Raw genomic sequence first — 24947 nt, forward strand, 5'->3', positions numbered from 1 at the left:
ACAAGCCAGGTGCTGAAAGTACCTGGCTTGTTTGTGCCTAAAATGATACATACACTTAACCCGATGGTTACGCACGGCATGAAAGACTATTCATCCTCGAATAAATACCCTTCCAAGTTTATTGATCCCTCTATAAATAAGTATGCTGATGAAAAGAATAAAAATTGCAAAGAATTCTTCGCCTGCGTCCTCATCTTTCCAGTGAACTTCAAACAGCCAACCGATTCCGTAATTTGCAGTAATCCAGATAGAAAATAATGTCCAAAAATGCATCCAACTTCCCCAAAACAGAGCAGAAAAGAAGGCTATAATTGACGAGCCTCCAAACCAGAGGACAAAAATGATACATATTGCGAAAAACGTAAATCGGAAGATAGATCCCAAACAACCCATTATAATTTCACTCCTGATCTAAACTTTACTTTACATATGTGAATAAATAATATGACTAACTTTTTAGGTGTTCTGATTTTAGCTGAACATGGGTAAGTTTTGACCCCCACCTCAAAATTCAGTGGAAACAAAGAAGTTAGGTGGGAGATGAACTGCCTGTAAAAGCTCGATTGGTCGGGTTAATAATCAGTGGTTCAATAGGGAGTATCGACTAGCAGATAAAAAACGACATGTAAAAATTGTACTTCATGCCTTTGCATTTTTCTGATTATCGTGTATGATGGGAAAGTATTGAAAATTAAATCAGTGATAAACTAGGGGTGCCCAAGAGAAGCGTGGGCTGAGAGAGAAGTGCGAGAACTTCTTAACCCTCTGGACCTGATCTGGCTCGTACCAGCGTAGGGAAGTTAACGGCTTTACATAACTATGTCTTTATGAGCCAGGTCCTTGTTTTACTATGGACCTGGCTCTTTTTATTTTGGCATGCGCTGGTCACTAGTTCTTGTCCTTTTCACAAGTAAAGCGAAAGCGGCTCGGTCAGAATGGGAGGGGATGGAGCTTCAGCTGAAGAGGCGAAGCCACCGATCATTCTAGCTGCTGAAGCGGGAATCGAATTGCCCAGAAGGTGGCCCGAGATTCTGAGCAAGTTCGATTTGCCTGAAATGATAAAGGGGAGGAAACACAAATTATGAAGCAATCTGTTTCAGCTGAGCAAATTGAATTGAAGTCGAGTTTACCAGGAAGTCAGAAAGTCTATGTGGATGGCCCGCGTGAAGGTATGAAAGTACCAATGCGTGAGATTGAGCAAAGTGATACAAACGGTGTACCAAATCCGCCGATTCGCGTGTATGATACAAGTGGTCCGTACACAGACCCTGAGTACAAAGTAGAGCTGGAAAAAGGAATTCCAACACCTCGCCGTGCTTGGATTGTTGACCGTGGAGATGTGGAAGAGTATGAAGGACGTGAAATTAAACCGGAAGATGATGGCGTGAAGGCTGCTTCTCAGCATACACCTGTGTTCCCGCAGATGGATCGTAAACCACTTCGTGCAAAAAAGGGCGCAAATGTAACGCAAATGCACTATGCACGTAACGGTATCATTACATCTGAGATGGAATATGTTGCGATTCGTGAAGGTGTAGAGCCTGAGTTTGTTCGTAAAGAAATCGCAGAAGGACGTGCGATTTTACCAGCAAACATTAACCACCCAGAAGCAGAACCGATGATTATCGGACGCAATTTCCACGTGAAAGTAAATGCGAATATCGGTAACTCTGCAGTTTCTTCTTCTATCGCGGAAGAAGTAGAGAAGATGACATGGGCAACGCGCTGGGGTGCAGATACAATTATGGACCTATCAACAGGGAAAAATATTCATACGACTCGTGAATGGATTATTCGTAATGCTCCTGTACCAGTTGGAACAGTGCCGATTTATCAAGCGCTAGAAAAAGTAAATGGTATTGCTGAAGATTTAACTTGGGAAGTATACCGTGACACGTTAATTGAACAAGCGGAGCAAGGTGTGGATTACTTTACAATTCATGCAGGTGTACTACTTCGTTACATTCCAATTACAGCAAAACGTACGACAGGAATTGTTTCGCGCGGTGGTTCTATTATGGCGCAGTGGTGTTTATTCCATCATAAAGAAAACTTCTTATACACTCACTTTGAAGAAATTTGTGAAATTATGAAACAATATGATGTTTCCTTCTCTCTTGGAGATGGATTACGTCCAGGTTCGATTGCGGATGCGAATGATGAAGCGCAATTCTCTGAGCTTGAAACGCTTGGTGAGTTAACAAAAATTGCTTGGAAGCATGATGTTCAAGTTATGATTGAAGGACCAGGGCATGTACCAATGCATTTAATTAAAGAAAATATGGATAAAGAACTTGATATTTGCCAAGGCGCACCATTTTATACACTTGGACCTTTAACAACGGATATTGCACCGGGTTATGATCATATTACATCGGCGATTGGTGCAGCGATGATTGGCTGGTTTGGTACAGCAATGCTTTGTTATGTAACACCGAAAGAACATTTAGGCTTACCGAACAAAGATGACGTTCGTGAAGGGGTTATTACGTATAAAATTGCGGCGCATGCGGCTGATCTTGCGAAAGGACACAAAACAGCGCAGCAGCGTGATGATGCTCTTTCAAAAGCGCGTTTTGAATTCCGCTGGCGCGATCAATTTAACTTATCGTTAGATCCTGAACGGGCAATGGATTTCCACGATGAAACATTACCAGCAGAAGGAGCAAAAACAGCTCATTTCTGTTCCATGTGTGGTCCGAAGTTCTGTAGTATGAGAATTTCACATGACATTCGTGAATATGCAAAAGAAAATGATTTAGAAACAACAGAAGCAATTGAAAAAGGCATGAAAGAGAAATCAGAAGAATTTAAAGAAGCTGGTAGTCACTTATATCAATAATTGGATTTGAGATGGGGGTACGAATGCCCACAAATAGTGGGGGATATGTACGGCTTCCGAACACCTTTTAACTTGATTGATCACGTGTATCTAATTTAAATATAGAAGAAGCCTCCTTTGCTAAGACGGTAGCAAAGGAGGCTATGGTTTTTTAGAGGGAGAAGAAAAGTTGTACCCAGTAGAATAAGAGGAATAATGTTACGATTGTTGAGAGCGGGATGACGATAAGGGATACGCTTAAATAATCTTTCCACTTCACTTTAATTTTATTTTGTTTTAGGATGTACATCCAAATGAGGGAAGCAAGTGTACCGATTGGTAATAATAACGATCCCATGTCACTACCGATAATATTTGCAAGATAAATTGTTTTTAGAGTGACTGGATCGAGTCCCATCTCGGTTAATGTAATGGTACCAATCATTAATGCGGGGTGATTATTAAAGACGTTGGAGAGAAGTGAAACCAATCCACCCATTGTAAAGCTTGCGTATAGTAGATGCTGGTTAACAATCGGTTCGAGCCACTTTACAAGAAACGTTGTTAATCCTGCATTGTGAAGTCCGTAAATAATAACATACATGGAGAATGCGAAGATCAAAATGTGCCACGGTGTCTTTTTTAAGATATCGACAGGGTTTGTACGTAAATAGTACCATCTCCATACAAGGAGAACGAGTGAACCGAGTACAGCTACAATTTCAATTGGTATGGATAGGAAGGAAGCGACGAAGAGAAGACAGCGCATAAGGAATACGAAAAGTAATACCTTTAACATAAATTTTGTCCGTTTTTGTTTTGTATCAACGGAATTTTTTCCTTTTAGAGGATGGAAATTTTTTGTGAAGAAGATTTCTTCAATATCATAAGAGGAAACTGGTAATTTTTTAGGTAGTTTTCTCTTTAAAACAGTGTACATGAGCCATGACATAAATAGTAGTCCTAGTGTTGCAGGTACGAACATCATTGCAGTGTGCATATAAAGTGTCATGTGTACGATATTTAATGCGATTAAGTTTACGATATTACTTACACCAATTGGTGCACTTGAAGCAGTAGCAATTAAAGCACCACTTAGTAAATACGGAATTTGTTGGTGTGGTTTTAATTGAAGGTTTTTGAGAAGTAAAATTAAAATTGGAGTTGTAATTAAGATGCTGCCATCGTTGTTAAATAAAAGAGTCATGAGGAAGCATAGTAATTGAATATACCAGTATAAACGGTGACCAGAACCTTTTGCTAGATTTGCCAGTTTTGCAGCCGCCCAATGGAAGAAGCCGAAGCTTTCTAATATAACGGCCATAACGATGGTTGCTAAGATAGTTATGGAGGCGCCTCCTATTTTACTAATAATATCCATAACATCCGGTTTTGATACAAGTCCTGTAAGGAGAATGATACCGGCACCAATTGCAGCGGGCCATGCTTCATTCAATCCCCGTGGTCGCCAAAAAATGATGATCATGGTTAAGAAGAAGACGACGATTGTAATCAATATTTCAGTACTCATTGTTAGCCTACCTTTCTTTTTTACTTGAGCAAATAGATTTGAGCTTGTCTCAAGTGTATACAGCATTATATTCAAAAAAAAATAAGAAGAACTAGGCATGTACCTGAATCTAGTGAATATGTGTATTTGATGTTAAAAGGCAAATATAGATACGAGAGAGATAACTAGTGCTTTTTGATAGAGAGAAGAACCTATATAAATACAAATTGAAAAAACGATTTAAAACCTATTTTTCAGATGGGAGAGAGCGTCCGCCCGAGTGTAGAAGCGGTCAGGTCCTTTTTTGGCCCCATGCCGAGTTTAAAACAAAGGGAGAAAAAGAGAGTAGGCCACTTTTTGTTTTCATAGCCGCGACTTAGTATGAAGGAAAAACAAAATGGATATATATGGTGTTTTTGTTTGTAAAGATGTAGAAATTATTTAGGGAGTCATTATTATAAAGAGAAGCTACTCTAGACATTTTAGTAAATGTTTGGAGTAGCTTCTCTTTAAATCGTTATTTTTCTTTGAGGAACGTTCGATCCTTTAAGAATAAATTCCAGAAGAAGATAAAGCCTGGAAGCAAGATCGCGATGCCGATTGCATAGAGGATGAGCAGCGCATAGAATGTTTCTTTCGTTGTAAAGCTTGTAAATACAGTAACGTCCGGATAAATGATATACGGTAAATGCGCGACGCCGTAAGCGTAGCTAGCAAAGGCATATTGTGCAACAACTGCTAAAACAGCGATGCGAGGCCAGCCAAGTGAATCGTATTTTTTATTTGTCCACCAAAGGGAAGAATACCCGATTACAAATAAAAGAATGGAGACTGTGAACCATGGAAACTGCTTAATTAATCCTTGCATGAGCCAATGTGTTTCTGGTTCCATAACAACCAGGGCGATAATGGCTGTAACGAGCGTCGCCGGACCAAGTACGATGGCGTTTCGTCTGTAGAGTCGATACGTATCCTCTGAGCGCTGCTCTCTTGCAAAGTCAGCTAGAAAAAGAGAGGATAGGAACAACTCTGAAGTTAACCCAAATAACATATACCAATAGATTACAGGGCTTGATAGAAGTTTCCCGTATAATAGCACTTCTTTTCCACTAGAGGTCGTAATATAAGCACCTTCTGTTACTGGCAAAACTGTAATTAATAAGGCTGGAATTAAGAGCCCTGTAATACCAGAAATAAAGCGCAAGATATGCTCATACTTCGGTACGGAATATGCAAAAACCATGAATGTGCTACGAATGGCAACGAGAACTAAAATTAATGTCACCGGTACAAACATCACTGTTGCGAGTGTAAAAGCTGCTTTCGGAAAGAAGCCAAGAAATGCGACAACGACAAAGACGAGAAATGTATTCGTTACTTCCCATGTTGGTGATAAATAACGATTGGCAAGCTTTCCGGCTAGTGTCGGGTGCTTTGCGTATACCATGCCCCAAAATCCGGCTCCAAAATCAATGGAACCTAAAATGCTGTATACGAAGATGATGGCCCATAAGATGATAATCGCAATACTTGCCTCATGCACGAGGATCTCCTCCTTGCTGCCCTAGATCATTTTTTAATGGATGTCTTCTAAAGAACGTTCGTAGTACGAAAATCGTTAAAGCGCCAAGACCGATATACAAAATGATGAATAAAATAAATAAAGGCCCGACGAAATCAGCGCGCGTAGCAGCATCCATTGTGCGCTGCATCCCATAAATCGTCCAAGGTTGACGACCGCTACAACTGAAAACCCATCCAAATTCAATGCCGAGCATCATAATCGGTCCGCACGCAGCAGTGGCCCATAGAAGCCATTTTGGTAATTCTGCTCCTTTTTTTCGATAGATAAAGTACCAATATACAAGAGCGATTGCTGCTACAGCAAAAGTGAATGCAGCTGTACCAACCATTAAATTAAAGAACGTATGGGTATAAAATGGCGGCCACGTTTCTTGTGGAAATTCATTTAACCCCTTTACAACGGTATTAGGATTAAATCCAACTAACATACTTAGCATATTTGGGATTTCGAGGGCGTAGTTCAGTTCAAGAGTTTCAGGATTGACAACTCCGCCAATGGACAAAGGAGCATGTGATGTCGTTTCAAATAAAGCTTCTGCAGATGCTAATTTTTCCGGAGAATGTTCATGCAAAGCAATTGCCGATTCATGTCCAGAAAGCCACATCGTAGCACCTGTAATAAATGTAACGACAAGGCCTAAAAATAATCCTTTTTTATGATAAGCGATTTCTCTTGCACCCAGATTTCGTTTTAATAATTTAAACCCAGCGATAGAAGCAATGACTGCCGCTCCTGTTGCATAAGCCGTAATGACAACGTGAAGGGAGCTTGTGAAAAAGCTTGGATTAAAGAATGCTTTCCACGGGTCAACGTTAAAAACAGAGCCATCAGGATTCATAGAAAAGCCTGCCGGTGTATTCATCCATGTGTTTGCTGAGGTAATTAATACGGCAGATGCAGTGGCACCAAGCATGACAAAAAAGAGTGAGATTAATCTCATAAATGGTGGTAATTTATCTGCTGCATATACATAAATGGACATAAATAAAGCTTCTAAGAAGAAGGCGAAAATCTCAATCTGAAATGGAACAGAAATCACTTGACCGACAATTTTGGCGAATCCGGGCCAAAGAAGTGAAATTTGTACACCGACGATTGTTCCAGTAGGAATTGCGACACCAAGAAGGATGGCGAAAGCCTTTGTCCACCTTTTTGCCATAACGGCGTAATCAGAATCCTTTCTCCAGTGATATAATACTTCGCTTATAAAAATCATTAAAGATAGTCCGATTCCAAGTGTTGCAAAAATGATGTGGAATGCTAGTGATGACCCAAAGAAAGCCCGTGACAATGTAACAGTATCCATAATTCTACTCCTCTTCATTTTTGCCATTATTTTCTGATTGGATTGGAAAATTTATTCAAAAAAATGCCAAAAATATATATGTATTTTAAAAAGTGGATATGATATTATAATTTTGAAATCTTCAGAAAATAAAGAGGAGAATATTTTATTTGTGTTTTAGAACAAAATCTTTTATAATGCTTATGCGAACGTTAGTTCTATCTAAGGGGTTTTATTTGTAGAAGGACAAGCTAGAGTTTAACAGAATGTGGAAGTTCACGTAAAACGGAGGGGATGTTTGTATGTATCCTGAAGTCATTAGAAAAATGGCGTTTTCGAAAGAGCATAAAGATTTGTTATTAAAGTTATATAATAAAGAAATTACACGGCGTGAATATGATCACCTTGTGCAATTATTGTATCGCCCTACAAAAGAGGCTAATTAACGTGTGTAAAGGATAGAAAAGTGAGAGACAATCTAAAGGATTGTCTTTTTAATGTTTTCGTATGCTCTACTAAGATTACGGTTAGTCTTATTATAGAGGTGAGAAAAAGTGCGGAAACGTTTGTATATATGGATTGCGTTAACTTTATTTATGGTTTTAGGTGGAATTGTTTTTTGGACTGCACTACAAGGAAATCGAACAGAATATTTTATTATGAGACATATGATGAACGAGAATGGGACGCTCGCAACATATCGCATAGCTGATTCAAAGGTAGGAACGAACGAGGCTACCGGCCGTGAAGCATTATCAGAATCATCAGGGCTATGGTTACAATATACGCTTGATATGGACGATCAATCATTGTTTGATGAACAAGTAAAGGTGATCCAAAATTATTTTATACATCCAGTCCATATTGTTTTATGGAAGATTTCTGAAACAGGAGAAAGACAGGCTGGTACGAATGCTCTCATTGATGATCTCCGCATCATCGAACAGCTATATCGTGCTTATGACATGTATAAAGAAGAGCGGTATAAGCATCTTGCGGATCAAGTGAGTGATGCTGTACTACGCTATAATAAGAAAAAGAAAATCTATGTTGACTATTATGACGCAGATAAGGGTATGCAAAATAACATATTAACGACATCTTACATAAATCCAAGTGCATTCTCTTATATGAAAAAGTACGGAAAAATTTCAGAAACGCAGTATCAGGAAGCTATTCAATTTTTAACGGATTATCCAAGACGTGGCTGGGCATTCCCGAAAGAATACAAAGAGGATGGTACATTTACATATGAAAACCGGGTGAATCTCATTGATCAATCGCATATTGCTTACCATCGTAGTTTAGGAGGAATTTCCTCCGAAGCATATTTAGAGTTTATTAAAAAGGTATTCCGCAAAGATGGGAAGTTATACGGTCGCTATGATTTAGAAACAGGAAAACCAGTAGTAGATTTTGAATCACCAGCAGTATATGGGCTAACGATTTTATATGTATTACAAGTAGGAGATAAAAAATTTGCCCAAGAATTGTATGAGCGCATGAGTGAATTTCGGAATGACAATGTATTCAGCAGGTTTTATGGTGGATATGTGACTGGAAAAGAGAACAACACGCATATTTTTGATAATGTGTTGCCGCTATTAGCTGAGACGGAATTGAAAATGGATAAGAAGTAAGTTGTTTATTTTATCAAGTATCATTATTTTCTTTACATTCATGACATTTATTCTTATGTTAGTAATGGTATTTGGCATTGTTGGAAAGTTTTTAGCAGTGACTCTTCTTGTTCTTCAGCTTGCCACCAGCGGCGGAACATTCCCTGGAGAATGCCTTCCAATGTCTCATTCTCTCAGAGGGCTGCAGGATGTTATATCTCTAGGAGATTGGTCACAATTACAAATGCAAATTTTAATTTTATTATGTTATTTAGTTGTTGCTGGTGGAATTGCTTGGATTACAAGTCACATACAGCATAAAGAAACTTCTGCAGAGCAGGTTTCTTCCTAAAAAGAAGCTGTCCAAAAAATCTTTTTGGACAGCTTCTTTTACTTTTTACTTCTTAATAATGGCAGTAAAGGCAGGAGCGTTGGCCATTTTAATACAGGCGTGGGAGAAGGTCCTGTAATCCATGTATGGAATGGAATCGTGCTACATATAACCATTGTGATGATAGAGAATGTTGCCGTTAGAAGAAATAGTAATAGACTATATAGAATTGTATTTGCCTGTATTGTAAATAGAGATAGTAATTTCGTAATTAGCTGTAAAAAGAAAAAGTGTGCTAAATAGGCTCCGTACGTGTAGTTTCCGATAAAGCGTAATGTTTTATATAAAGCACCTCGCCGCTGTACAATCATGATAGATAGTACGTATAGTATTAAAATTTCACATACAATGTACAGAAACATGGATGGCTTTAAATAGGTAGATACAGTAAGGTGAATGGAATCTACACCATAAAAGCTAAATAGTTCATAGTTGATGAATAAGAATAGAATAAAAAACAAGATTGTTATAAGTGGTATGTGTTTCATTACAAATAAGCGCCAAGCTTGAAGTGCTACAGCAGCGATTCCTCCCATGACAAAGTAAAATGAATAGAAGAAGAAGGAACGATCTGTATAATGCAAAACAGTTGATTGAGTTAGCACTTCACCGTTAAAAATATAGTGAGAAGAATACCACATTAAGAGAAAATAAATGCTAGCGAAAGCGGCCATGTATCGGTATATATCTTGCTGATTTTGTGTTCTTTTTTTAAACCAATAAAATAAGGTGCATAATAAGGGAAACAGCAAATGGATTTGGAACATCATAATGACATACCAAAGATGAGGCGCAGCTGTTCCGAGCAATAGGCTTTTTATCCCGCTTTGCACTGTAACGACTTGGTTTGTTGTCAATAAGTACACGACGGACCAGAAGAAGTAAGGAGCAAGCAAGTGAGCTGTTTTTTCATAGATGTATTCTGTATAGACCATTTGTTTTGTGTATTGCTGAATTAAATGAAATCCAACAATGAAGATGAATGCAGGTGCTGAAAATTTTGCGAGATTAAATAGCATTCCCATAATGAGAGATTGTTCTAGTAGAATATGACCTTGATTCATTGTATATAGTAAGGAACTTTGCAAAACAACAGCAAGGAACGCAATGCTTTGCAAAACTTTAAACTCTGGGGCGCTGTGTGTCATAGTTTCCATCTCCTTTTCCATACATGATTATAGTACGAAGGAGAGGAAAGGGCTATGGAAACTTTGTGAAAGTTATAACAAATTTGTGGGTATAGTCTGATTAATTTGTAGTTATAAAACAAACTTGTAACATCAAAGAAGAAGCTAGAGTGAATATCTAGCTTCTTCTCAATTTAAGATAATTCATACATCAATGGAATAGGATCCATGATGCATGAATATATTAACCAATTGTATTAGAGATTCTATCAGGTGGTGGCGGATTAAAAGCCGTTAAGTCACTAGAAACTCTATCAGGTGGTGGTGGATTAAAAGCCGTTAAGTCACTAGAAACTCTATCAGGTGGTGGTGGATTAAAAGCTGTTAGATTAGTAGAAGCATTGCTAAAGCTGAAAGCAGGAAGTGCTAGCAGTGCTACGGCAGGCACTATCAAAAACTTTTTTTCATAAAAGAACCCCCTCATTAAGTATTCTCGCTAATTATCTTACTTTTTTTACTTTTTTCAATATTTTTACCAGGCGTTCCGTTTGATAAATAATTAACTTAATATTCAGTTAATTAAATGAAAAACCTTTCTTTATTTTAAAAGAAAAGGTTTTTGTTTCTAGCAATTTTTTATTTTAAAAGAATGATAAGAACTTATTACATTACTTTATTCTTAATCCAGTTTTTACCTTCAACAAGACGAGCTGTCATTACGGCACAAGCGTTATCTCCTGTTACGTTTAACATCGTTGCTGGTGGGTCAATGATTGTACTAATAGCTGCGATAATTGGCAAAGCTTCTGGTGGGAAGCCATATAGAGAAACAATTAACATTTCACCAATCATACCGCCACCAGGAATTGCACCCATTACTGTTCCAACTAATAGGGAAACAACAAGTGCGATTGCCAATGTTTTTGGACTTGAGAATTCCATATTGAAAATCCCGAATAAGAAAGCAATTTTAATTACGCCACCTAAAACAGATCCGTCTTTATGAAGTGTAGAACCAAGAAGGACAACTGTTTCACGAACGTCAGAAGAGATGCCCATTTTTTTCGTTGCTTCTAAGTTTGCTGGAATACTCGCGGCACTACTACAAGTTGCAAGTGATGTAACTGTAGGAGAGACCATGTTTTTCCAAAAGATTTGTACACCTTGTTTGCGTCCTGCAAGGTATGCGTAGAAGGTAAAGAAGACAAAGAAGTATACAAGAGAAGCTGGATAGTATACCATTGCTGCCCGGAAATATGTTCCAAGAAGCTGTGGCCCAAATTCCCCAACTAAGGCTGCAAAGTAAGCAGCTAGTCCAATTGGAGCATAGTACATAATGAAAGAAACAACTTTCATTGAAATTTCTGCACCAGATTGTAAGAAGGTAGCGAATGGTTTTCCTTTTTCGCCAACTGCTGAAGTTGCGATTCCCATTAAAATAGAGAAGAAAATAAGAGCTAGCATATTTTCACGAGAAAGTAACTTTGAGAAATCTGATACTGTAAGGATGCCAACAATTTGATCAGCAACGCTAATGCTTTTTTCAGCCTTATCAGGTTGTGTTAACTCTAGTACAACACCTTGTGCGGGCGGGAATACTTTCACAACAATAATCATAAAAATTGCAGCGATAATACTTGTAAATAAGAAAGTTCCTACCATGCTAGACATGATTTTTCCGAAACGTTTTAATCCATCCATATTGGCAATAGAGGAAGCAATGCTAAAGAACACAAGAGGTACAACAATCGTAAACATTAAGTTTAAGAAAATGTCACCAAGCGGTTTTAAAGCAACTGCATCGGTACCCATGAAATAACCAATGAAACCACCAATTAGGATGGAAGATAATAAAATAATTGGAAAGCGATAAGTCTTCATCATATATCTCCTCCTATTTAATGTAAAAAATCATACTGAATCATTATAGCGATTTATGAGGCAGTTTACTAGGAAAATACAGATAGATGGAATAGAGTGAAAACGAGGAAAATTTTGTTTTTATGCTCGTCATATGGAAACCAATATAGACATATACATTGGTAACCTAGTAGTGGATATGAAGAGAAATGTGGATAGGATTCCAGCTGATTAAAAGTAAGGAGGGAGTTTAATGAACATTTTACTTTGCTGTGCAGCAGGAATGTCTACTAGTTTGCTTGTAACGAAAATGGAGAAAGCGGCACAGGCAAAAGGGTTAGAAGTAAAAATTTGGGCTGTATCGGGTTCGGAAATACGGAATCATATTGACGAAGCGGATGTGCTCTTGCTTGGACCTCAAGTGCGTTATTTATTACCGAAGATGAAGGAAATGTGTGAAGAAAAAGGGATACCTGTTGATATTATTCACTCTGTACATTATGGGCTTTGTAACGGAGAAGCCGTATTAGAGGCAGCATTGTCAATGAGAGCATAAGGAGAGTGGAGTAGATGGTCCGGTTTTTAGAGAAATATGTTATGCCAGTAGCAGGGAGAATTGCGCAGCAGCGGCATTTACAAGCAATTCGTGATGGGATTATTTTAACGATGCCTTTCTTAATTATCGGTTCATTTTTTCTTATTATCAGCGCTTTACCAATACCTGGATATAACGATTTTATGGAAAGTTTATTTGGAGGGAATTGGCAGAAGGCGTTAGGGTATCCAGTTAGCGCAACATTTAATATAATGTCTTTAATAGCTACTTTTGGAATCGCTTACAGATTGGGAGAACAATATAAAGTAGATGCATTAGCAGCAGGAGCATTGTCACTTGTATCCTTTTTACTAGCAACTCCATTTCAAGTGACACATATTATACCTAGTACGAAGGAAAGTGTAGTAGTAGATGGGGTTATACCTGCTGCATTGATGGGGAGTCAAGGGCTATTCGTGGCGATGATTATAGCACTTATATCTACCGAAATTTACAGGTTTATTATCCAGAAGAAGATGATTATTAAAATGCCGGAAACGGTTCCACCAGCTGTAACACGTTCATTTACTGCACTCATTCCAGGTTTTATCGTTGTGACGGTTGTTTGGATTCTGCGCTTAATTTTGGAGCAAACCACTTTTGGTAGTATTCATAATATTGTAGGGCAGCTTCTGCAAGCTCCGCTTAGTGTACTTGGAGCAAGTCTTTTTGGCGCGGTGGCAGCGGTTATTGTTGTTCATGTGCTTTGGGCATGTGGGATTCACGGGGCCGCAATTGTAGGCGGTGTTATGAGCCCGGTTTGGTTATCATTAATGGATCAAAATCGTATTGCTTTTCAGGCGGGGCAAGATGTCCCAAACACGATAACAGCACAATTCTTTGATTTGTGGATCTACACAGGTGGATCTGGTGCAACGCTTGCACTTGTTGTAGCGATGTTATTATTTGCACGGAGTCAGCAATTAAAAAGTTTGGGTCGGCTATCAATCGCACCAGGCATTTTTAATATTAATGAAATGGTCACGTTTGGAATGCCAATTGTACTGAATCCACTTTTGCTCATTCCATTTATACTTGTTCCTGTCGTTATGACATTTGTTTCTTATTTTGCAATGGAATGGGGGCTTGTTGCTCGGCCAAGCGGTGCGGCAGTACCGTGGACTACACCAATTCTTTTTAGTGGATATTTAGGGTCGGGTGGGAAAATTTCAGGAGTTGTCTTGCAAATTGTTAACTTTATACTTGCATTTTTGATTTATTTACCGTTCTTGAAAATGTGGGATAAACAAAAAGTAGCCGAAGAAAAAGGGGAGTAGGCAATTAAGATGGATATATTAGAGACGCAAGCCTTTCATTTAATTTTACATGGGGGAAATGCGAGAAGTTGTGCGATGGAAGCCATTGATTATGCAAAGCGCGGAGAATTTCAAGAAGCGGAGGCGAAATTGCAGGAGGCCTTACAAGAACTACAAGAGGCACATCGTTTACAAACGGATTTAATACAGAGGGAAGCTGGGGGGGAAAAGACAGAGATTACACTGCTCATGGTTCATGCACAAGATCATTTAATGAATGCGATTATGGTGAAGGAATTAGCGAGTGAATTTGTAGAGTTATATAAGAAAATGTTAGCGAAAGAATGAGGCCTTGCGTATGCAAGGTTTTTTTATGTTTGAAAAAGAGTCAGTTATGACGTAAAGAATACCACTTATGTACCAATCTATTTCTTTTTTTGAAATATATGTAACAATAAGGGCGTAAGGGAGGTGGAAGGCAGTGAAAATTCACCTTGAATTAAATCCATCACAAGATGAGATAGAGATTATTGTTAAAGCAAAAGAAGTGACAGATGAAGTTCAGCAACTTTTAAAAAGGATAGAAGGGGGGAATGTGAAGCAAATTGTTGGAGTATTGAAGCAACAATATTATTTGTTAGAGCCAAAAGATATTTATTGGTTTTATACAGAGGGGCGAAAGGTAATGGCGCAAACGATGAAAGGAAGTCTTGAAGTGAAATCTCGTTTGTATGAGTTAGAAACAAAATTACAGGGTGATCGCTTTGTACGATTTTCAAAGTCTACACTCGCTAACTTGCAACATGTAATAAACTTTGAAATGTCATTTAGCGGCAGTATGTGTGCACACTTTTCAAATGGAATGAAAGAATACGTTTCAAGAAAATATGTACCGTTTATTAAAGAAGCTTTGAATATGGGAGGAGGCTAGGAATATGGTTACTTTGTTTGATAGGATAGGTGCCAAGGTTATCGCAGGAATGGCGATGGCGATGCTTTATAGCTTATTGTTTTTAGGAATTAGTTATGTAAATGGAATGGATGTATTAGAGACAAAAACACTGCTTACTCACCTTGTAGTATCAAATATTGTAGGGCTGATTTTCTCGTTTGCTTCCTTTGTATTTGAGAAAGAAGAATGGGGCATTTTAAAGCAAACAATCATTCACTTCATCATTTTATTAGGCACATTTTTACCGACTGCAATTTGGGTTGGTTGGGTTCCAAATCATCTCGTTCCGCTTCTCATTTGCACAGGTAGCTTCATCGTTATTTACTTCATTATATGGTTTGCGATGACAATGTATTGGAAAAAGAAAATTGAGGGATTGAATAATAGCTTGAAATAAAGGAATCGAAATGAAGTAGGCCATTTAGTGAAAATCATATTGTTTTGGTGGAGTTCAATGATAAATCGAGAGTCGGTTTAATCACATTTAGTCTTGTATGAATCATAACAGTACCATCAGTGAATCCACTGATGGTACTGTTATGACTGAAAGTCCTCGTTTTTCATAGTTGACATATATGAGTTCTTTCCTCTTAATTTATCCTTTTGTATATTGAAAAATATAATTCCCATAAATTTTTTCTTATTACAAAGAAAATGAATGTTTTTTATAAACATATTTTATTTTATGTTTTAAGCACAACTAGACAACTAAACACTAACCTATTTTCATACAGATATGTGTTACAAGCGTGTTGTTTTATAACACACTATCAATATTTTGGGTAACACACTTTTTGAAAGCGATAACACACAATGAAAACACAGAGAAAAACGTTAATTTTAGGCGGTTTAAAAAGTTGGCACGGAAGTTGCATTAATAAAAGGCGTAAAGAAAAACAAATAAACAAAAATAGTTTACATGCATAGGGGGACTAATTAATGAATATTTTACTTTGTTGTTCAGCAGGAATGTCTACAAGTTTACTAGTTACAAAAATGGAAGCAGCTGCAAAGGCTCGCGGGTTAGAAGGAAAGATTTGGGCTGTATCTGGGGATGCAGTAAAAAACAATATTGATGAAGCAGACGTATTATTACTAGGACCACAAGTTCGTTATATGCTGTCTTCGATGAAAGCGCTTGCTGATGAGAGGAACGTTGGTATCGATGTTATTAATCCAATGCACTACGGCATGATGAATGGAGAAGCAGTTTTAGATCACGCTTTAACACTTAAAAAATAATTAGGGAGGGAAAGAAAATGCAAAAGTTTATCGCATTTATGGAAAAATATATTGTTCCAGTCGCTGGTAAAATCGGGTCACAACGTCATTTAGCTGCGATTCGTGATGGGTTTATCGCGGTTATGCCACTTATCTTAGTTGGTGCATTTGCATCACTTATTAATGGTTTTCCATCCGAGGCTTTCCAAAACTTTATGAAAGGTACATTCGGAGAAGTTTGGAAAGACGTCGGCGGTGGAATGTGGACAGGGTCTTTCGCAATTTTAGCACTAATTATAGCGTTTACAACAAGTTATAACTTAGCAAAATCTTACGGTGTTGATGGATTGTCAGCGGGTATTATTTCATTTGGTGCGTTAATTATTCTTACACCAACAACACCGAAAGAGGGCGGATTGAACTTAGCTTGGACAGGGTCACAAGGCTTATTCGTAGCAATCATTGTAGCGCTTCTTGTTACTGAAGCATTCCGCTTCTTTGTACAAAGAGAAATTACTTTCAAAATGCCAGACGGAGTACCACCAGCAGTTTTAAGATCATTTGCAGCATTAGTTCCAGCGTTTGTTATTTTAACAGTAGTTGCGGGTATTCAATTAGCAGTGAAATTAGCAGGTACAAGTGTTCATGAATTTATCTTTAATACAATTCAATTACCATTACAAGGTTTAGCAGGTACATTACCAAGTGCGATTGTAATTGTAATTCTTGTTCACGTTCTTTGGTTCTTTGGTTTACATGGTCCAAACATTGTTGGTGGGATTATCGAGCCATTATACTTACCGGCATTAGAAAAAAACATCAAGATGTTCCAAGATGGCGTGTCTTCATTTGATGTGCCAAACATTATTACAAAACCATTCTTTGATACTTTCGTATATCTTGGTGGTTCTGGTGCAACATTAGCATTCTTAGTGGTTGTATTAATTGTGGCAAAAAGTGCGCAATTGCGCGGGGTATCCCGATTATCAATTGGACCTGGTGCGTTTAACATTAACGAACCAGTAATCTTTGGTACACCAATTATTTTAAACCCAATTTTATTCGTTCCGTTTATTGTGACACCAGTTGTATTAGTAATTACTTCTTACATGGCTATATCTCTTGGATTTGTTCCAAAAACAGTTGCGATGATTCCATGGGCAACACCACCAATCATTAGTGGTTATCTTGTAACAGGCGGACACATTTCCGGTGCAATTCTACAGTTATTCAACTTTGTAATTGCGATGGTTATTTATTATCCATTCGTTGTATTATGTGACCGTTCTATTGTTAAAACTGAAAAAGCAGCGGCACAAGGAAATAATCAATCTGTACCTATGTAATACATGATTGTTCTCACGGGTGAAACGAGCTCGTGAGAACAATAACTTTATATCTTGTTCAGAAAGATGGCACACATCTAGAAGAACACCAAAACCAATTTAAGAAAATAATATTTTCATAGACACGTTCAAACTGAAGGGGTATTTTAATCGGTTGAACTATATAGAGAGGGCGGTATTTATGATGACTACAGCAGAACAAATCCCATTCCAATTAATTTTACACAGCGGTAACGCAAGAAGCTATGCGATGGAAGCACTGCAATATGCAAAACAGGGGAAATTAGGGGAAGCAGATGAAGCGATGGCAAAAGCGAAAGAAGCGATTAATGAAGCACATCATTTCCAAACAGAACTCATACAATCAGAAGCAAGAGGAGAAAAAACAGAGATTAGTGTTCTTTTAATTCATGCACAAGATCATTTAATGAATTCAATGACTGTGAAAGAATTAGCAGCGGAATTTATCGACCTTTATAAAAAGCTTGATGCGAAAGGGGAATAAGGTATGAGCGGAATTAAAATTGCTACAATCGGTGGTGGCTCTAGTTATACACCGGAGTTAATTGAAGGGTTTATTAAGCGTTATGATGAGCTTCCTGTTCGTGAAATTTGGTTAGTAGATATTGAAGCGGGAAAAGAGAAGTTAGAAATCGTTGGTAACTTAGCAAAACGTATGGTGAAAAAAGCAGGTTTATCAATTGATATTCACTTAACACTTGATCGCCGCGCAGCATTAACAGATGCTGACTTTGTAACAACGCAGCTTCGCGTTGGTTTATTAGAAGCGCGCGCGAAAGATGAAGCAATTCCATTAAAATATGATGTGATTGGTCAGGAAACGAATGGTCCTGGTGGTTTATTCAAAGCATTGAGAACGATTCCTGTTATTTTGGATATTTGTAAAGACATGGAAGAGCTTTGTCCGAATGCTTGGCTGATTAACTTTGCAAATCCAGCTGGTATGGTAACAGAGGCTGTACTGCGTTATACAAGTATCAAAAAAGTAGTTGGATTATGTAACGTTCCAATTGGTATTCGTATGGGACTTGCAAAGATTCTTGAAGTAGATGCGAGCCGTGTTCATGTTGACTTTGCTGGTTTAAATCACATGGTCTACGGATTAGATGTGTATTTAGATGGAGTAAGTGTGATGGATCGCGTGTTAGAACTTGTAACAGATCCGGAAAAGCAAATTACGATGGAAAACATCGCTGCACTTGATTGGGAGCCAGATTTCATTCGCGGACTTCGTGCAATTCCATGTCCATACCATCGCTACTACTATAAAACACGTGAAATGCTAGAAGAAGAAAAACAAGCTTCTATTGAAAAAGGGACACGTGCAGAAGTGGTGAAAAAATTAGAAGATGACTTATTCGAGTTATATAAAGACCCGAATTTAGATAGTAAGCCACCACAATTAGAAAAGCGCGGCGGAGCTTACTACAGTGATGCAGCATGTAGTTTAATTACGTCTATTTATAATAATAAAGGTGATATCCAACCTGTTAATACAAGAAACAATGGTGCAATTGCAAGCTTGCCACATGATTCTGCTGTTGAAGTAAACTGTATTATTACGAAGGATGGTCCAAAGCCGATTGCAGTAGGTGATTTACCGGTTCCTGTTCGCGGTTTAGTTCAGCAAATTAAATCATTTGAGCGCACGTCAATTGAAGCTGCTGTTACAGGGGATTATCATAAAGCGCTGCTTGCTATGACAATTAATCCACTTGTACCATCAGATAAAGTAGCAAAACAAATTTTAGATGAAATGTTGGAAGCACATAAAGAATATCTTCCGCAGTTCTTCAAAAAAGTAGAAAAGTAAAAAGCGGCGCTGACTCAGCCTGCTTTTTTTCATTTTGCAGGAGGGAAAAAATCTATGATTCGATTAATTGTAAATGCAGATGATTTTGGTCTTACAGAAGGTACAAATTACGGCATTATTGAAGGACATGTAAACGGGATTGTGAATTCTACGACGATGATGATGAACATGCCAGGGACGGAGCATGCAGTACGCTTAGCAAAAGAATATAAGACATTAGGAGTAGGGGTGCATCTCGTCTTAACTGCGGGAAAACCTCTTCTTACAGATGTTCCGTCTCTTGTAGGTGAAGGTGGATTGTTTCATAAGCAAAGTGTAGTAAGAGAAGGAAACATAAACCCTGAAGAAGTTGAAAGAGAGTGGACGGCTCAAATTGAAAAGTTTCTATCTTACGGATTAAAGCCAACACATTTAGATAGCCATCATCATGTACATGCATTGCCTATTTTGCACGATGTTCTTGAACGATTAGCAGATAAATATAATGTGCCAATCCGCCGCTGCGCAGAAGAGAGGGCGGTACGTCCATTTTCTGATGTGTTTTATAGTGACTTCTATAGCGATGGCGTGCAGGAAGATTACTTTGTCAAATTAGCAGAGCGTGTACAGGATGGAAAAACAGTAGAGGTTATGGTGCACCCTGCTTACATTGACCCAGAGCTTGTGAAGCGTTCTTCTTATGTAATGGATCGTGTGAAGGAGCTACGAATTTTAATGGAAAGTGTTTTACCAGAAGGGATAGAACTAGTGAGATTTTAATATATATGACGACATAAAACCTTTCTTTTTGGATGGGAGAGAGGATCCGGCCATGCATAGAAGCGGTCAGATCCTTTTTTAGTCCCATGCCAAGTGAAAACAAAGAGAGAAAATGAGTACAGGTCACTTTTTGATTTCCATGGCCGCGATTTAGACGTTTGAAAATCTATAGTAGAAAAGACGGTTTAGTAAGACCGTCTTTTTGTATGGCTAGATAATAGAAAGAATATAACCGCTTAAAGCACCAAGAACAACAACGATCCATGGAGGTGCTTTCCAAAATGCTAATAGACAAAATAAGAGAGAAGCGATAACAAAATCAGTTTTACTCATGATTGTGCTTGTCCAAATAGGGTCATAAAAAGCAGCTAGTAAAATACCGACGACGGCGGCATTAATGCCAAGGAGTGCCCCTTGTACATAAGACAAGCGTCTCACTTGATCCCAAAATGGTAATACACCAATGACAAGTAAGAATGCCGGGAGAAAGATAGCGATTGTCGCAATAGTAGCTCCTAGTGCCCCGTCTAGTACCGTTCCTATGTAAGATGCAAATGTAAAAAGAGGACCTGGAACTGCTTGTGTTAAGCCGTATCCTGCTAAAAACTGTTCTTTTGTCATCATGCCATTTAATACAAATTCATTTTCAAGAAGGGGAAGAACGACATGTCCTCCGCCAAACACGAGTGAGCCAGAGCGATAGAAACTATCAAACATGGTAATCCAGTGCGAAAATGGTCGTAATAGTGGTAACAAGAATAATAAACTAAAGAATAGTAAGAGACAAAGGACAGCTGTTATACGTGAAACAGGAATATGTGTTTTGCTAGCAGATGGGATTTCATGCTTACGATATAAGACCCAACCGAGAAGACCAGCAAGTAGAATAAGCGTAACTTGTGTCCAAGCGCTTGGAAATAATAACGCAATTGCAGCAGTAATAATTGCAATTGTTGCTCGGTTACGGTCCGGTGTTAATTTCTGTGCCATTCCCCATATTGCATGTGCGACAATCGTTACTGCTACAAGTTTTAATCCATGAATCCAGCCAGCTTCCACCACATGAAATTGCTGGAGTAGTGAAGCGAAAAAAACAAGAACGAGAACTGACGGGAGTGTAAAGCCAATCCAAGCGACTACAGCTCCAAGGAGCCCGCCTCGTGATAAACCGATGCCAATTCCAACTTGGCTGCTTGCAGGACCGGGTAGAAATTGACAGAGTGCCACTAAATCCCCATAGCCCCGCTCATCCATCCATTTTCGTTTTTGTACATATTCGTGATGAAAGTACCCAAGATGAGCCACGGGTCCTCCAAAAGAAGTAAGGCCTAACTTGAGTGATACGAGAAAGATTTCTATTATTGTTTTCAAGAAGAACCTCCTAAAGAAATTTTAAATCTACGAGCATTATATAGTAAGCAGTGTGCTGTCAGGAATGATTGTTATGTAATATTTTTGTAAATATTTCTTGAGTAGAATAACCATCATGAAAAAGCATTTCTGAAAGAGTCATAATTAATCGTGTCCCGGCAATAAATTAGTTAAAGAGATACCAGCTATTCAAATTGAAATTTATATAAGGAGAATGTTGCTAGTATGACAAAACATTTTGTTGCTAAGCTGAAAGGCGGTAATGAATTACCTCCTGTAAAATCGAAAGCCTATGGGGTCGCGGAGCTTATTTTTAATAGCGACTTTACGAAACTACATTATAGGGTGATATTGAAAAATATTGAGAAGGTAATATCTTGTCAAATTCATTTAGGGAAAGGGAATCAGACCGGGCCAGTAGTTGTGTTTTTATATGGACCTGTGAAGCATGGAATTAGCGTAAATGAAGGAACGATAACGGGTGTGGTGTCCACTGAAGATTTAGAGGGACCTTTGCAAGGGAAGACGTTTGAAAATCTTGTGCAGGCAATTGATGAAGCGAATGCATATGTAAACGTTCATACAAAAGCACATGCAAGCGGAGAAATTCGTGGGAAGGTAAAAGAATATATCAGGTCCATGAGCCGGTAAATAAACATGCCCATGAATTTTGAAGTTCATGGGCATGTTTACGTTACTCTTTTTTTTCTGGTTGATTCTTTATGAAGAAGTCCATTACATAAAAAACTTCATCATCTGGAATTTGTATTTCAAATGTATTTTCAATTGGTTGCAATGCTTTTTTTACTTTCATATACATCCAATATTCATCTTGTCTACGTGCTTCTTTATCAGGATAAGGGAGGAGCTTTTCTCCCTTTTGTAGCCGGTCAATCATACAGCTCATATGCAAAATAACTCCCATTAAACTATCGGGGTTTAACTGTAAGGAGATGAGCTCTTGAATTGTATTGAGCGCGTACCGTATTGTTTTAATCATCAGTGCCCCATCATCGCGCTGCATTTGTTGTCCGAGAATATCAGCCATTTTTGCATATGTTTCTTCATAGGTGATTAATTCTTGAATCGGTTGAATGGCTTTGTAATTTACAATATCTTGGAAATGATAAGTTAAACATGGTACTTGTACATCAAAGTTTGTCACAATACAAATCATATTGCGTTCTTTCTTTATATTTTCGATCATTTTTGTTAAATCTTTTTCATGAACGATACTAATCGGAATAATTTCTATTAAATCTTTATCGAATCGTAAATAGTTTTCAAGCATTTTTTGAATGGCCAGTGCGCTTCCTTCTCCTGTTAAACAAGCTGTTAAAATGACTGATTTCATTGGAGCGAGTGGCTTTTTCTTTTCTTCTTGTACATTAAGGTAAAACGGTGTTAAGTTTTTCACGGTTTCGTATAATGCATCTAATGAGTACCCGAGCTGAGCTTTTCTTGCTGCTTCTAATGCGTGCGGCGTACTTGTCATCGAAAGAACGCGTACAGGGATATGAAATTCTGTCTCTAGTATATCCCCGATATAGGCGAGTGAACCCATATCGACAAGTAAGAGAAGACCATTTATATGTCCCAGTGTTTTCATGTACACTTTTACTCGTTCTAAGAAATCTTTCGGTGATTCATGAAGCGGCATATCAATTCCTGTTACTTCATCAATACCGAGGAGTTCATTCGCGACATTTGCCATTTCTGTTGCGATACCATTACCGTGGGCTAAAATTAATACTTTTACTTCTGTTTGGGAAGCAGGAATGGGATCAACAACGAAAAACATCGTTAAGAATCCAGCTTCATCAATTGGCATCGTTACTTGTAATTCTTCTTCTAATAGTTGAATACATTGCATGGCAACTGAGAAAGCTTCTTTATATTTCGTACGAATTTGATTCAGCTGCGGATGATGAATTTGTTTCCCGCCCTGCAGTCGTTGTAAAGTTGTCTGTACATGTAAATTTAAAGCAAGAAAGACTTTTTCATCAAATGTCTTAGCTAAATGTTTTTCGGCTAGTTCAGCGATTTTTTCGCATACAGAAACAATATTGCGATCGACAATTTTAAAGACATTTTCATGACTTGTCTTTTGTGACATTTGATTAAAATACTGAACGAAAAAGCTTTGGAGATCATTGTCTATTAGTAATTCTAATTCTTCTTCTTCAATACCGCGTGCTTGTAATTCTTCATATTTATGATCAATGTAATCATAAATGGAAGAACGTGAATCTTCTGTTTTATGTTTGCTCCATCCTTCGTCACTCGTAAATACAAATGTTTCGTTTGGCACTTGATACAGATGACGGCTTTTTCTTTCAATAAACAAGCCTTCCTTCATGTACCATGGCAAGTCAGCACTTGAAACGCGGACATGGTCTCTTTTCTTTGTTACGAAATCAGAATAGGCTTTCGCACAGGCAATTTGTACATCGGTTTTTAATTGTCCGATATTGTTTGGACATTGATAAAAGACGAAAGCACGTATTGCGTTCGGACTGACATGAATTTTTTTTCGCAGACGAATTGCTTCATTTGTAAAAAAGAGCTGCAAGAGGGCGAAGCGTTCCTGATGCGTTCGCTCACGAAGTGGTGGAAGCGTTACGGTCATCGGAATCCGTCTTGTAAAGGTTTTGAGTAAAAAAGAGTTTGGTTCTTCTGTTGTTGCAGTAATAATTAATACGCGTGCTCGGCGCTCGTTCTCTGTTTCTCCAAGGCGACGATACACACCGCGGTCAATAAATGTGAATAACATTTCTTGACCTTCTGGCGGGAGGCGGTGCACCTCATCTAGGAAGAGAATTCCTTCGTGGGCTTTTTCGATTAACCCTTTTTGGTCACCTGCACCAGTGTAAGCCCCCTTTTTTATCCCGAAAAGTTGTCCAAGCAGGAGCTGTGGATTATTTGCGTAATCCGCACAGTTAAAAACGGTAAACGGTGCATCTTTTGGGAGCTGATTTACTTCAATTGCATATTCGTGCATTAAAGAGGCAAACATAGATTTCCCGACACCCGTTTCTCCAAGTAGTAATGTATGCATACCATTTGGAGGATAGAGTACAGCAGCCTTTGCTTTTTCAATCGCAATTTTGAGGCTTGTGTTTTTTCTTGCAAAGGCATCGAGTGAAGTGTTATTTTGTGAATGCGTTTCCACGTGGGAGTTGGCTCCTAAATAGAAACGGACAGGGCGTGTTCCCGTTTTGGATAAACGACCATCTTTCACAAGTTTATTTAAATCGCTGCTTACATTTGCACGGTCTAGCTGTAGAAGTGTAGCGAGTTCAGATGCTGTTACACCTTCTGAGTAATTCCCTTTTTGCATTGCATTATAAATGAGGTCCATTCGTTTCATTTTTCTTCACCTCGAAACTTCGTCACTATTTAAAATTTTACACAA

23 protein-coding genes, 1 pseudogene and 1 riboswitch are annotated in these 24947 nt (G+C 38.2%); of the genes and pseudogenes, 15 read left to right on the plus strand and 9 right to left on the minus strand.

Annotated elements, in window-relative coordinates:
* Window positions 1-90 precede the first annotated feature (90 nt).
* A complete protein-coding gene (locus C568_RS0108525; protein ID WP_003205080.1) occupies window positions 91-273 on the minus strand; it encodes a hypothetical protein in 183 nt (60 codons plus the stop codon).
* Window positions 274-699: 426 nt separating this feature from the next.
* A riboswitch (TPP riboswitch) is annotated at window positions 700-815 on the plus strand.
* A 266-nt stretch (window positions 816-1081) separates the two neighbouring features.
* Here C568_RS0108525 and thiC point away from each other — a divergent pair.
* Window positions 1082-2842 (plus strand): phosphomethylpyrimidine synthase ThiC, encoded by a 1761-nt coding sequence (gene thiC / locus C568_RS0108535; protein WP_018781261.1) that lies wholly within the window; start codon window positions 1082-1084, stop codon window positions 2840-2842.
* Between the two features lie 151 nt (window positions 2843-2993).
* On the opposite strand, the gene C568_RS0108540 is transcribed toward thiC, so the two are convergent.
* The 3 genes from C568_RS0108540 to C568_RS0108555 form a co-directional block, all read right to left on the minus strand.
* Window positions 2994-4352, minus strand: coding sequence for an arsenic transporter (locus C568_RS0108540; RefSeq protein ID WP_018781262.1), 1359 nt, complete (start codon window positions 4350-4352; stop codon window positions 2994-2996).
* Between the two features lie 496 nt (window positions 4353-4848).
* The gene (locus C568_RS0108550; RefSeq protein ID WP_018765147.1) at window positions 4849-5874 is read right to left on the minus strand and encodes a cytochrome d ubiquinol oxidase subunit II; all 1026 of its coding nucleotides are present in this window, start codon (window positions 5872-5874) and stop codon (window positions 4849-4851) included.
* A complete protein-coding gene (locus C568_RS0108555) occupies window positions 5867-7222 on the minus strand; it encodes a cytochrome ubiquinol oxidase subunit I (RefSeq protein WP_018781264.1) in 1356 nt (451 codons plus the stop codon). The genes C568_RS0108550 and C568_RS0108555 overlap by 8 nt, the downstream gene beginning before the upstream one ends.
* Window positions 7223-7503: 281 nt before the next feature.
* Here C568_RS0108555 and C568_RS34650 point away from each other — a divergent pair, with 281 nt between their 5' ends.
* The 3 genes and pseudogenes from C568_RS34650 to C568_RS0108570 form a co-directional block, all read left to right on the plus strand.
* A complete protein-coding gene (locus C568_RS34650; RefSeq protein ID WP_003205090.1) occupies window positions 7504-7647 on the plus strand; it encodes a hypothetical protein in 144 nt (47 codons plus the stop codon).
* A gap of 108 nt (window positions 7648-7755) precedes the next feature.
* A complete protein-coding gene (locus C568_RS0108565; RefSeq protein WP_018781265.1) occupies window positions 7756-8841 on the plus strand; it encodes a hypothetical protein in 1086 nt (361 codons plus the stop codon).
* 1 nt (window position 8842) lies between these two features.
* Window positions 8843-9172 (plus strand): annotated as a pseudogene (locus C568_RS0108570) (YhgE/Pip domain-containing protein); the annotation flags it as partial.
* Window positions 9173-9210: 38 nt separating this feature from the next.
* Here C568_RS0108570 and C568_RS0108575 read toward each other — a convergent pair.
* From C568_RS0108575 to C568_RS0108585, 3 genes are all read right to left on the minus strand, one after another.
* Window positions 9211-10380, minus strand: a complete 1170-nt coding sequence (locus tag C568_RS0108575) for an acyltransferase family protein (protein ID WP_003205094.1) — start codon at window positions 10378-10380, stop codon at window positions 9211-9213.
* A gap of 202 nt (window positions 10381-10582) precedes the next feature.
* Entirely contained in the window at window positions 10583-10786 is a 204-nt protein-coding gene (locus C568_RS0108580; RefSeq protein ID WP_018781267.1) for a hypothetical protein, read from the minus strand.
* A gap of 215 nt (window positions 10787-11001) precedes the next feature.
* Entirely contained in the window at window positions 11002-12219 is a 1218-nt protein-coding gene (locus C568_RS0108585; protein WP_029427063.1) for a dicarboxylate/amino acid:cation symporter, read from the minus strand.
* 232 nt (window positions 12220-12451) lie between these two features.
* On the opposite strand from C568_RS0108585, the gene C568_RS0108590 reads away from it, so the two are divergent.
* From C568_RS0108590 to chbG, 10 genes are all read left to right on the plus strand, one after another.
* Window positions 12452-12754 carry a PTS sugar transporter subunit IIB gene (locus C568_RS0108590; protein WP_003202011.1) on the plus strand — a complete coding sequence of 101 codons (303 nt, stop codon included), beginning with the start codon at window positions 12452-12454 and terminating at the stop codon, window positions 12752-12754.
* Between the two features lie 14 nt (window positions 12755-12768).
* The gene (gene celB, locus C568_RS0108595) at window positions 12769-14070 is read left to right on the plus strand and encodes a PTS cellobiose transporter subunit IIC (RefSeq protein ID WP_006096580.1); all 1302 of its coding nucleotides are present in this window, start codon (window positions 12769-12771) and stop codon (window positions 14068-14070) included.
* A 9-nt stretch (window positions 14071-14079) separates the two neighbouring features.
* Window positions 14080-14397, plus strand: a complete 318-nt coding sequence (locus C568_RS0108600; RefSeq protein WP_003202017.1) for a PTS lactose/cellobiose transporter subunit IIA — start codon at window positions 14080-14082, stop codon at window positions 14395-14397.
* A 133-nt stretch (window positions 14398-14530) separates the two neighbouring features.
* Window positions 14531-14980, plus strand: a complete 450-nt coding sequence (locus C568_RS0108605; RefSeq protein ID WP_018765138.1) for a LytTR family DNA-binding domain-containing protein — start codon at window positions 14531-14533, stop codon at window positions 14978-14980.
* 4 nt (window positions 14981-14984) lie between these two features.
* Window positions 14985-15398 (plus strand): DUF3021 domain-containing protein, encoded by a 414-nt coding sequence (locus C568_RS0108610; protein ID WP_018781269.1) that lies wholly within the window; start codon window positions 14985-14987, stop codon window positions 15396-15398.
* Between the two features lie 542 nt (window positions 15399-15940).
* Window positions 15941-16243 (plus strand): PTS sugar transporter subunit IIB, encoded by a 303-nt coding sequence (locus C568_RS0108615; RefSeq protein WP_003202024.1) that lies wholly within the window; start codon window positions 15941-15943, stop codon window positions 16241-16243.
* Window positions 16244-16260: 17 nt separating this feature from the next.
* Window positions 16261-17568 carry a PTS cellobiose transporter subunit IIC gene (celB, locus tag C568_RS0108620; protein ID WP_018781270.1) on the plus strand — a complete coding sequence of 436 codons (1308 nt, stop codon included), beginning with the start codon at window positions 16261-16263 and terminating at the stop codon, window positions 17566-17568.
* Window positions 17569-17749: 181 nt separating this feature from the next.
* A complete protein-coding gene (locus C568_RS0108625) occupies window positions 17750-18073 on the plus strand; it encodes a PTS lactose/cellobiose transporter subunit IIA (protein ID WP_003202028.1) in 324 nt (107 codons plus the stop codon).
* 3 nt (window positions 18074-18076) lie between these two features.
* Window positions 18077-19402 (plus strand): 6-phospho-beta-glucosidase, encoded by a 1326-nt coding sequence (gene celF / locus C568_RS0108630; RefSeq protein WP_018781271.1) that lies wholly within the window; start codon window positions 18077-18079, stop codon window positions 19400-19402.
* A gap of 54 nt (window positions 19403-19456) precedes the next feature.
* Window positions 19457-20161: a chitin disaccharide deacetylase gene (chbG, locus tag C568_RS0108635; protein WP_018781272.1), complete on the plus strand. Its 705-nt coding sequence runs from the start codon at window positions 19457-19459 to the stop codon at window positions 20159-20161.
* A 210-nt stretch (window positions 20162-20371) separates the two neighbouring features.
* Here chbG and C568_RS0108640 read toward each other — a convergent pair whose 3' ends face one another.
* Window positions 20372-21532 carry a chromate transporter gene (locus tag C568_RS0108640; RefSeq protein WP_018781273.1) on the minus strand — a complete coding sequence of 387 codons (1161 nt, stop codon included), beginning with the start codon at window positions 21530-21532 and terminating at the stop codon, window positions 20372-20374.
* 225 nt (window positions 21533-21757) lie between these two features.
* On the opposite strand from C568_RS0108640, the gene C568_RS0108645 reads away from it, so the two are divergent.
* Window positions 21758-22183, plus strand: coding sequence for a CHRD domain-containing protein (locus C568_RS0108645; protein WP_018781274.1), 426 nt, complete (start codon window positions 21758-21760; stop codon window positions 22181-22183).
* A gap of 43 nt (window positions 22184-22226) precedes the next feature.
* Here C568_RS0108645 and C568_RS0108650 read toward each other — a convergent pair whose 3' ends face one another.
* Complete coding sequence (locus tag C568_RS0108650; RefSeq protein ID WP_018781275.1) at window positions 22227-24902, minus strand: PRD domain-containing protein; 2676 nt, start codon at window positions 24900-24902, stop codon at window positions 22227-22229.
* Window positions 24903-24947 lie beyond the last annotated feature (45 nt).

The sequence above is a fragment of the Bacillus sp. 95MFCvi2.1 genome (assembly GCF_000374965.1).
Classification (GTDB): domain Bacteria; phylum Bacillota; class Bacilli; order Bacillales; family Bacillaceae_G; genus Bacillus_A; species Bacillus_A pseudomycoides.

Bases quoted from the DNA above. Each gene is read 5' to 3' on its own strand.
- chbG (WP_018781272.1), top strand. From the start codon at position 19,457: ATGATTCGATTAATTGTAAATGCAGATGATTTTGGTCTTACAGAAGGT.
- thiC (WP_018781261.1), top strand. From the start codon at position 1,082: ATGAAGCAATCTGTTTCAGCTGAGCAAATTGAATTGAAGTCGAGTTTA.
- celB (WP_018781270.1), top strand. From the start codon at position 16,261: ATGCAAAAGTTTATCGCATTTATGGAAAAATATATTGTTCCAGTCGCT.
- C568_RS0108585 (WP_029427063.1), bottom strand. From the start codon at position 12,219: ATGAAGACTTATCGCTTTCCAATTATTTTATTATCTTCCATCCTAATT.
- C568_RS0108645 (WP_018781274.1), top strand. From the start codon at position 21,758: ATGACAAAACATTTTGTTGCTAAGCTGAAAGGCGGTAATGAATTACCT.
- celB (WP_006096580.1), top strand. From the start codon at position 12,769: ATGGTCCGGTTTTTAGAGAAATATGTTATGCCAGTAGCAGGGAGAATT.
- C568_RS0108625 (WP_003202028.1), top strand. From the start codon at position 17,750: ATGATGACTACAGCAGAACAAATCCCATTCCAATTAATTTTACACAGC.
- C568_RS0108600 (WP_003202017.1), top strand. From the start codon at position 14,080: ATGGATATATTAGAGACGCAAGCCTTTCATTTAATTTTACATGGGGGA.
- C568_RS0108615 (WP_003202024.1), top strand. From the start codon at position 15,941: ATGAATATTTTACTTTGTTGTTCAGCAGGAATGTCTACAAGTTTACTA.
- C568_RS0108540 (WP_018781262.1), bottom strand. From the start codon at position 4,352: ATGAGTACTGAAATATTGATTACAATCGTCGTCTTCTTCTTAACCATG.
- celF (WP_018781271.1), top strand. From the start codon at position 18,077: ATGAGCGGAATTAAAATTGCTACAATCGGTGGTGGCTCTAGTTATACA.
- C568_RS0108525 (WP_003205080.1), bottom strand. From the start codon at position 273: ATGCATTTTTGGACATTATTTTCTATCTGGATTACTGCAAATTACGGA.
- C568_RS34650 (WP_003205090.1), top strand. From the start codon at position 7,504: ATGTATCCTGAAGTCATTAGAAAAATGGCGTTTTCGAAAGAGCATAAA.
- C568_RS0108610 (WP_018781269.1), top strand. From the start codon at position 14,985: ATGGTTACTTTGTTTGATAGGATAGGTGCCAAGGTTATCGCAGGAATG.
- C568_RS0108575 (WP_003205094.1), bottom strand. From the start codon at position 10,380: ATGGAAAAGGAGATGGAAACTATGACACACAGCGCCCCAGAGTTTAAA.
- C568_RS0108650 (WP_018781275.1), bottom strand. From the start codon at position 24,902: ATGAAACGAATGGACCTCATTTATAATGCAATGCAAAAAGGGAATTAC.
- C568_RS0108555 (WP_018781264.1), bottom strand. From the start codon at position 7,222: ATGGATACTGTTACATTGTCACGGGCTTTCTTTGGGTCATCACTAGCA.
- C568_RS0108590 (WP_003202011.1), top strand. From the start codon at position 12,452: ATGAACATTTTACTTTGCTGTGCAGCAGGAATGTCTACTAGTTTGCTT.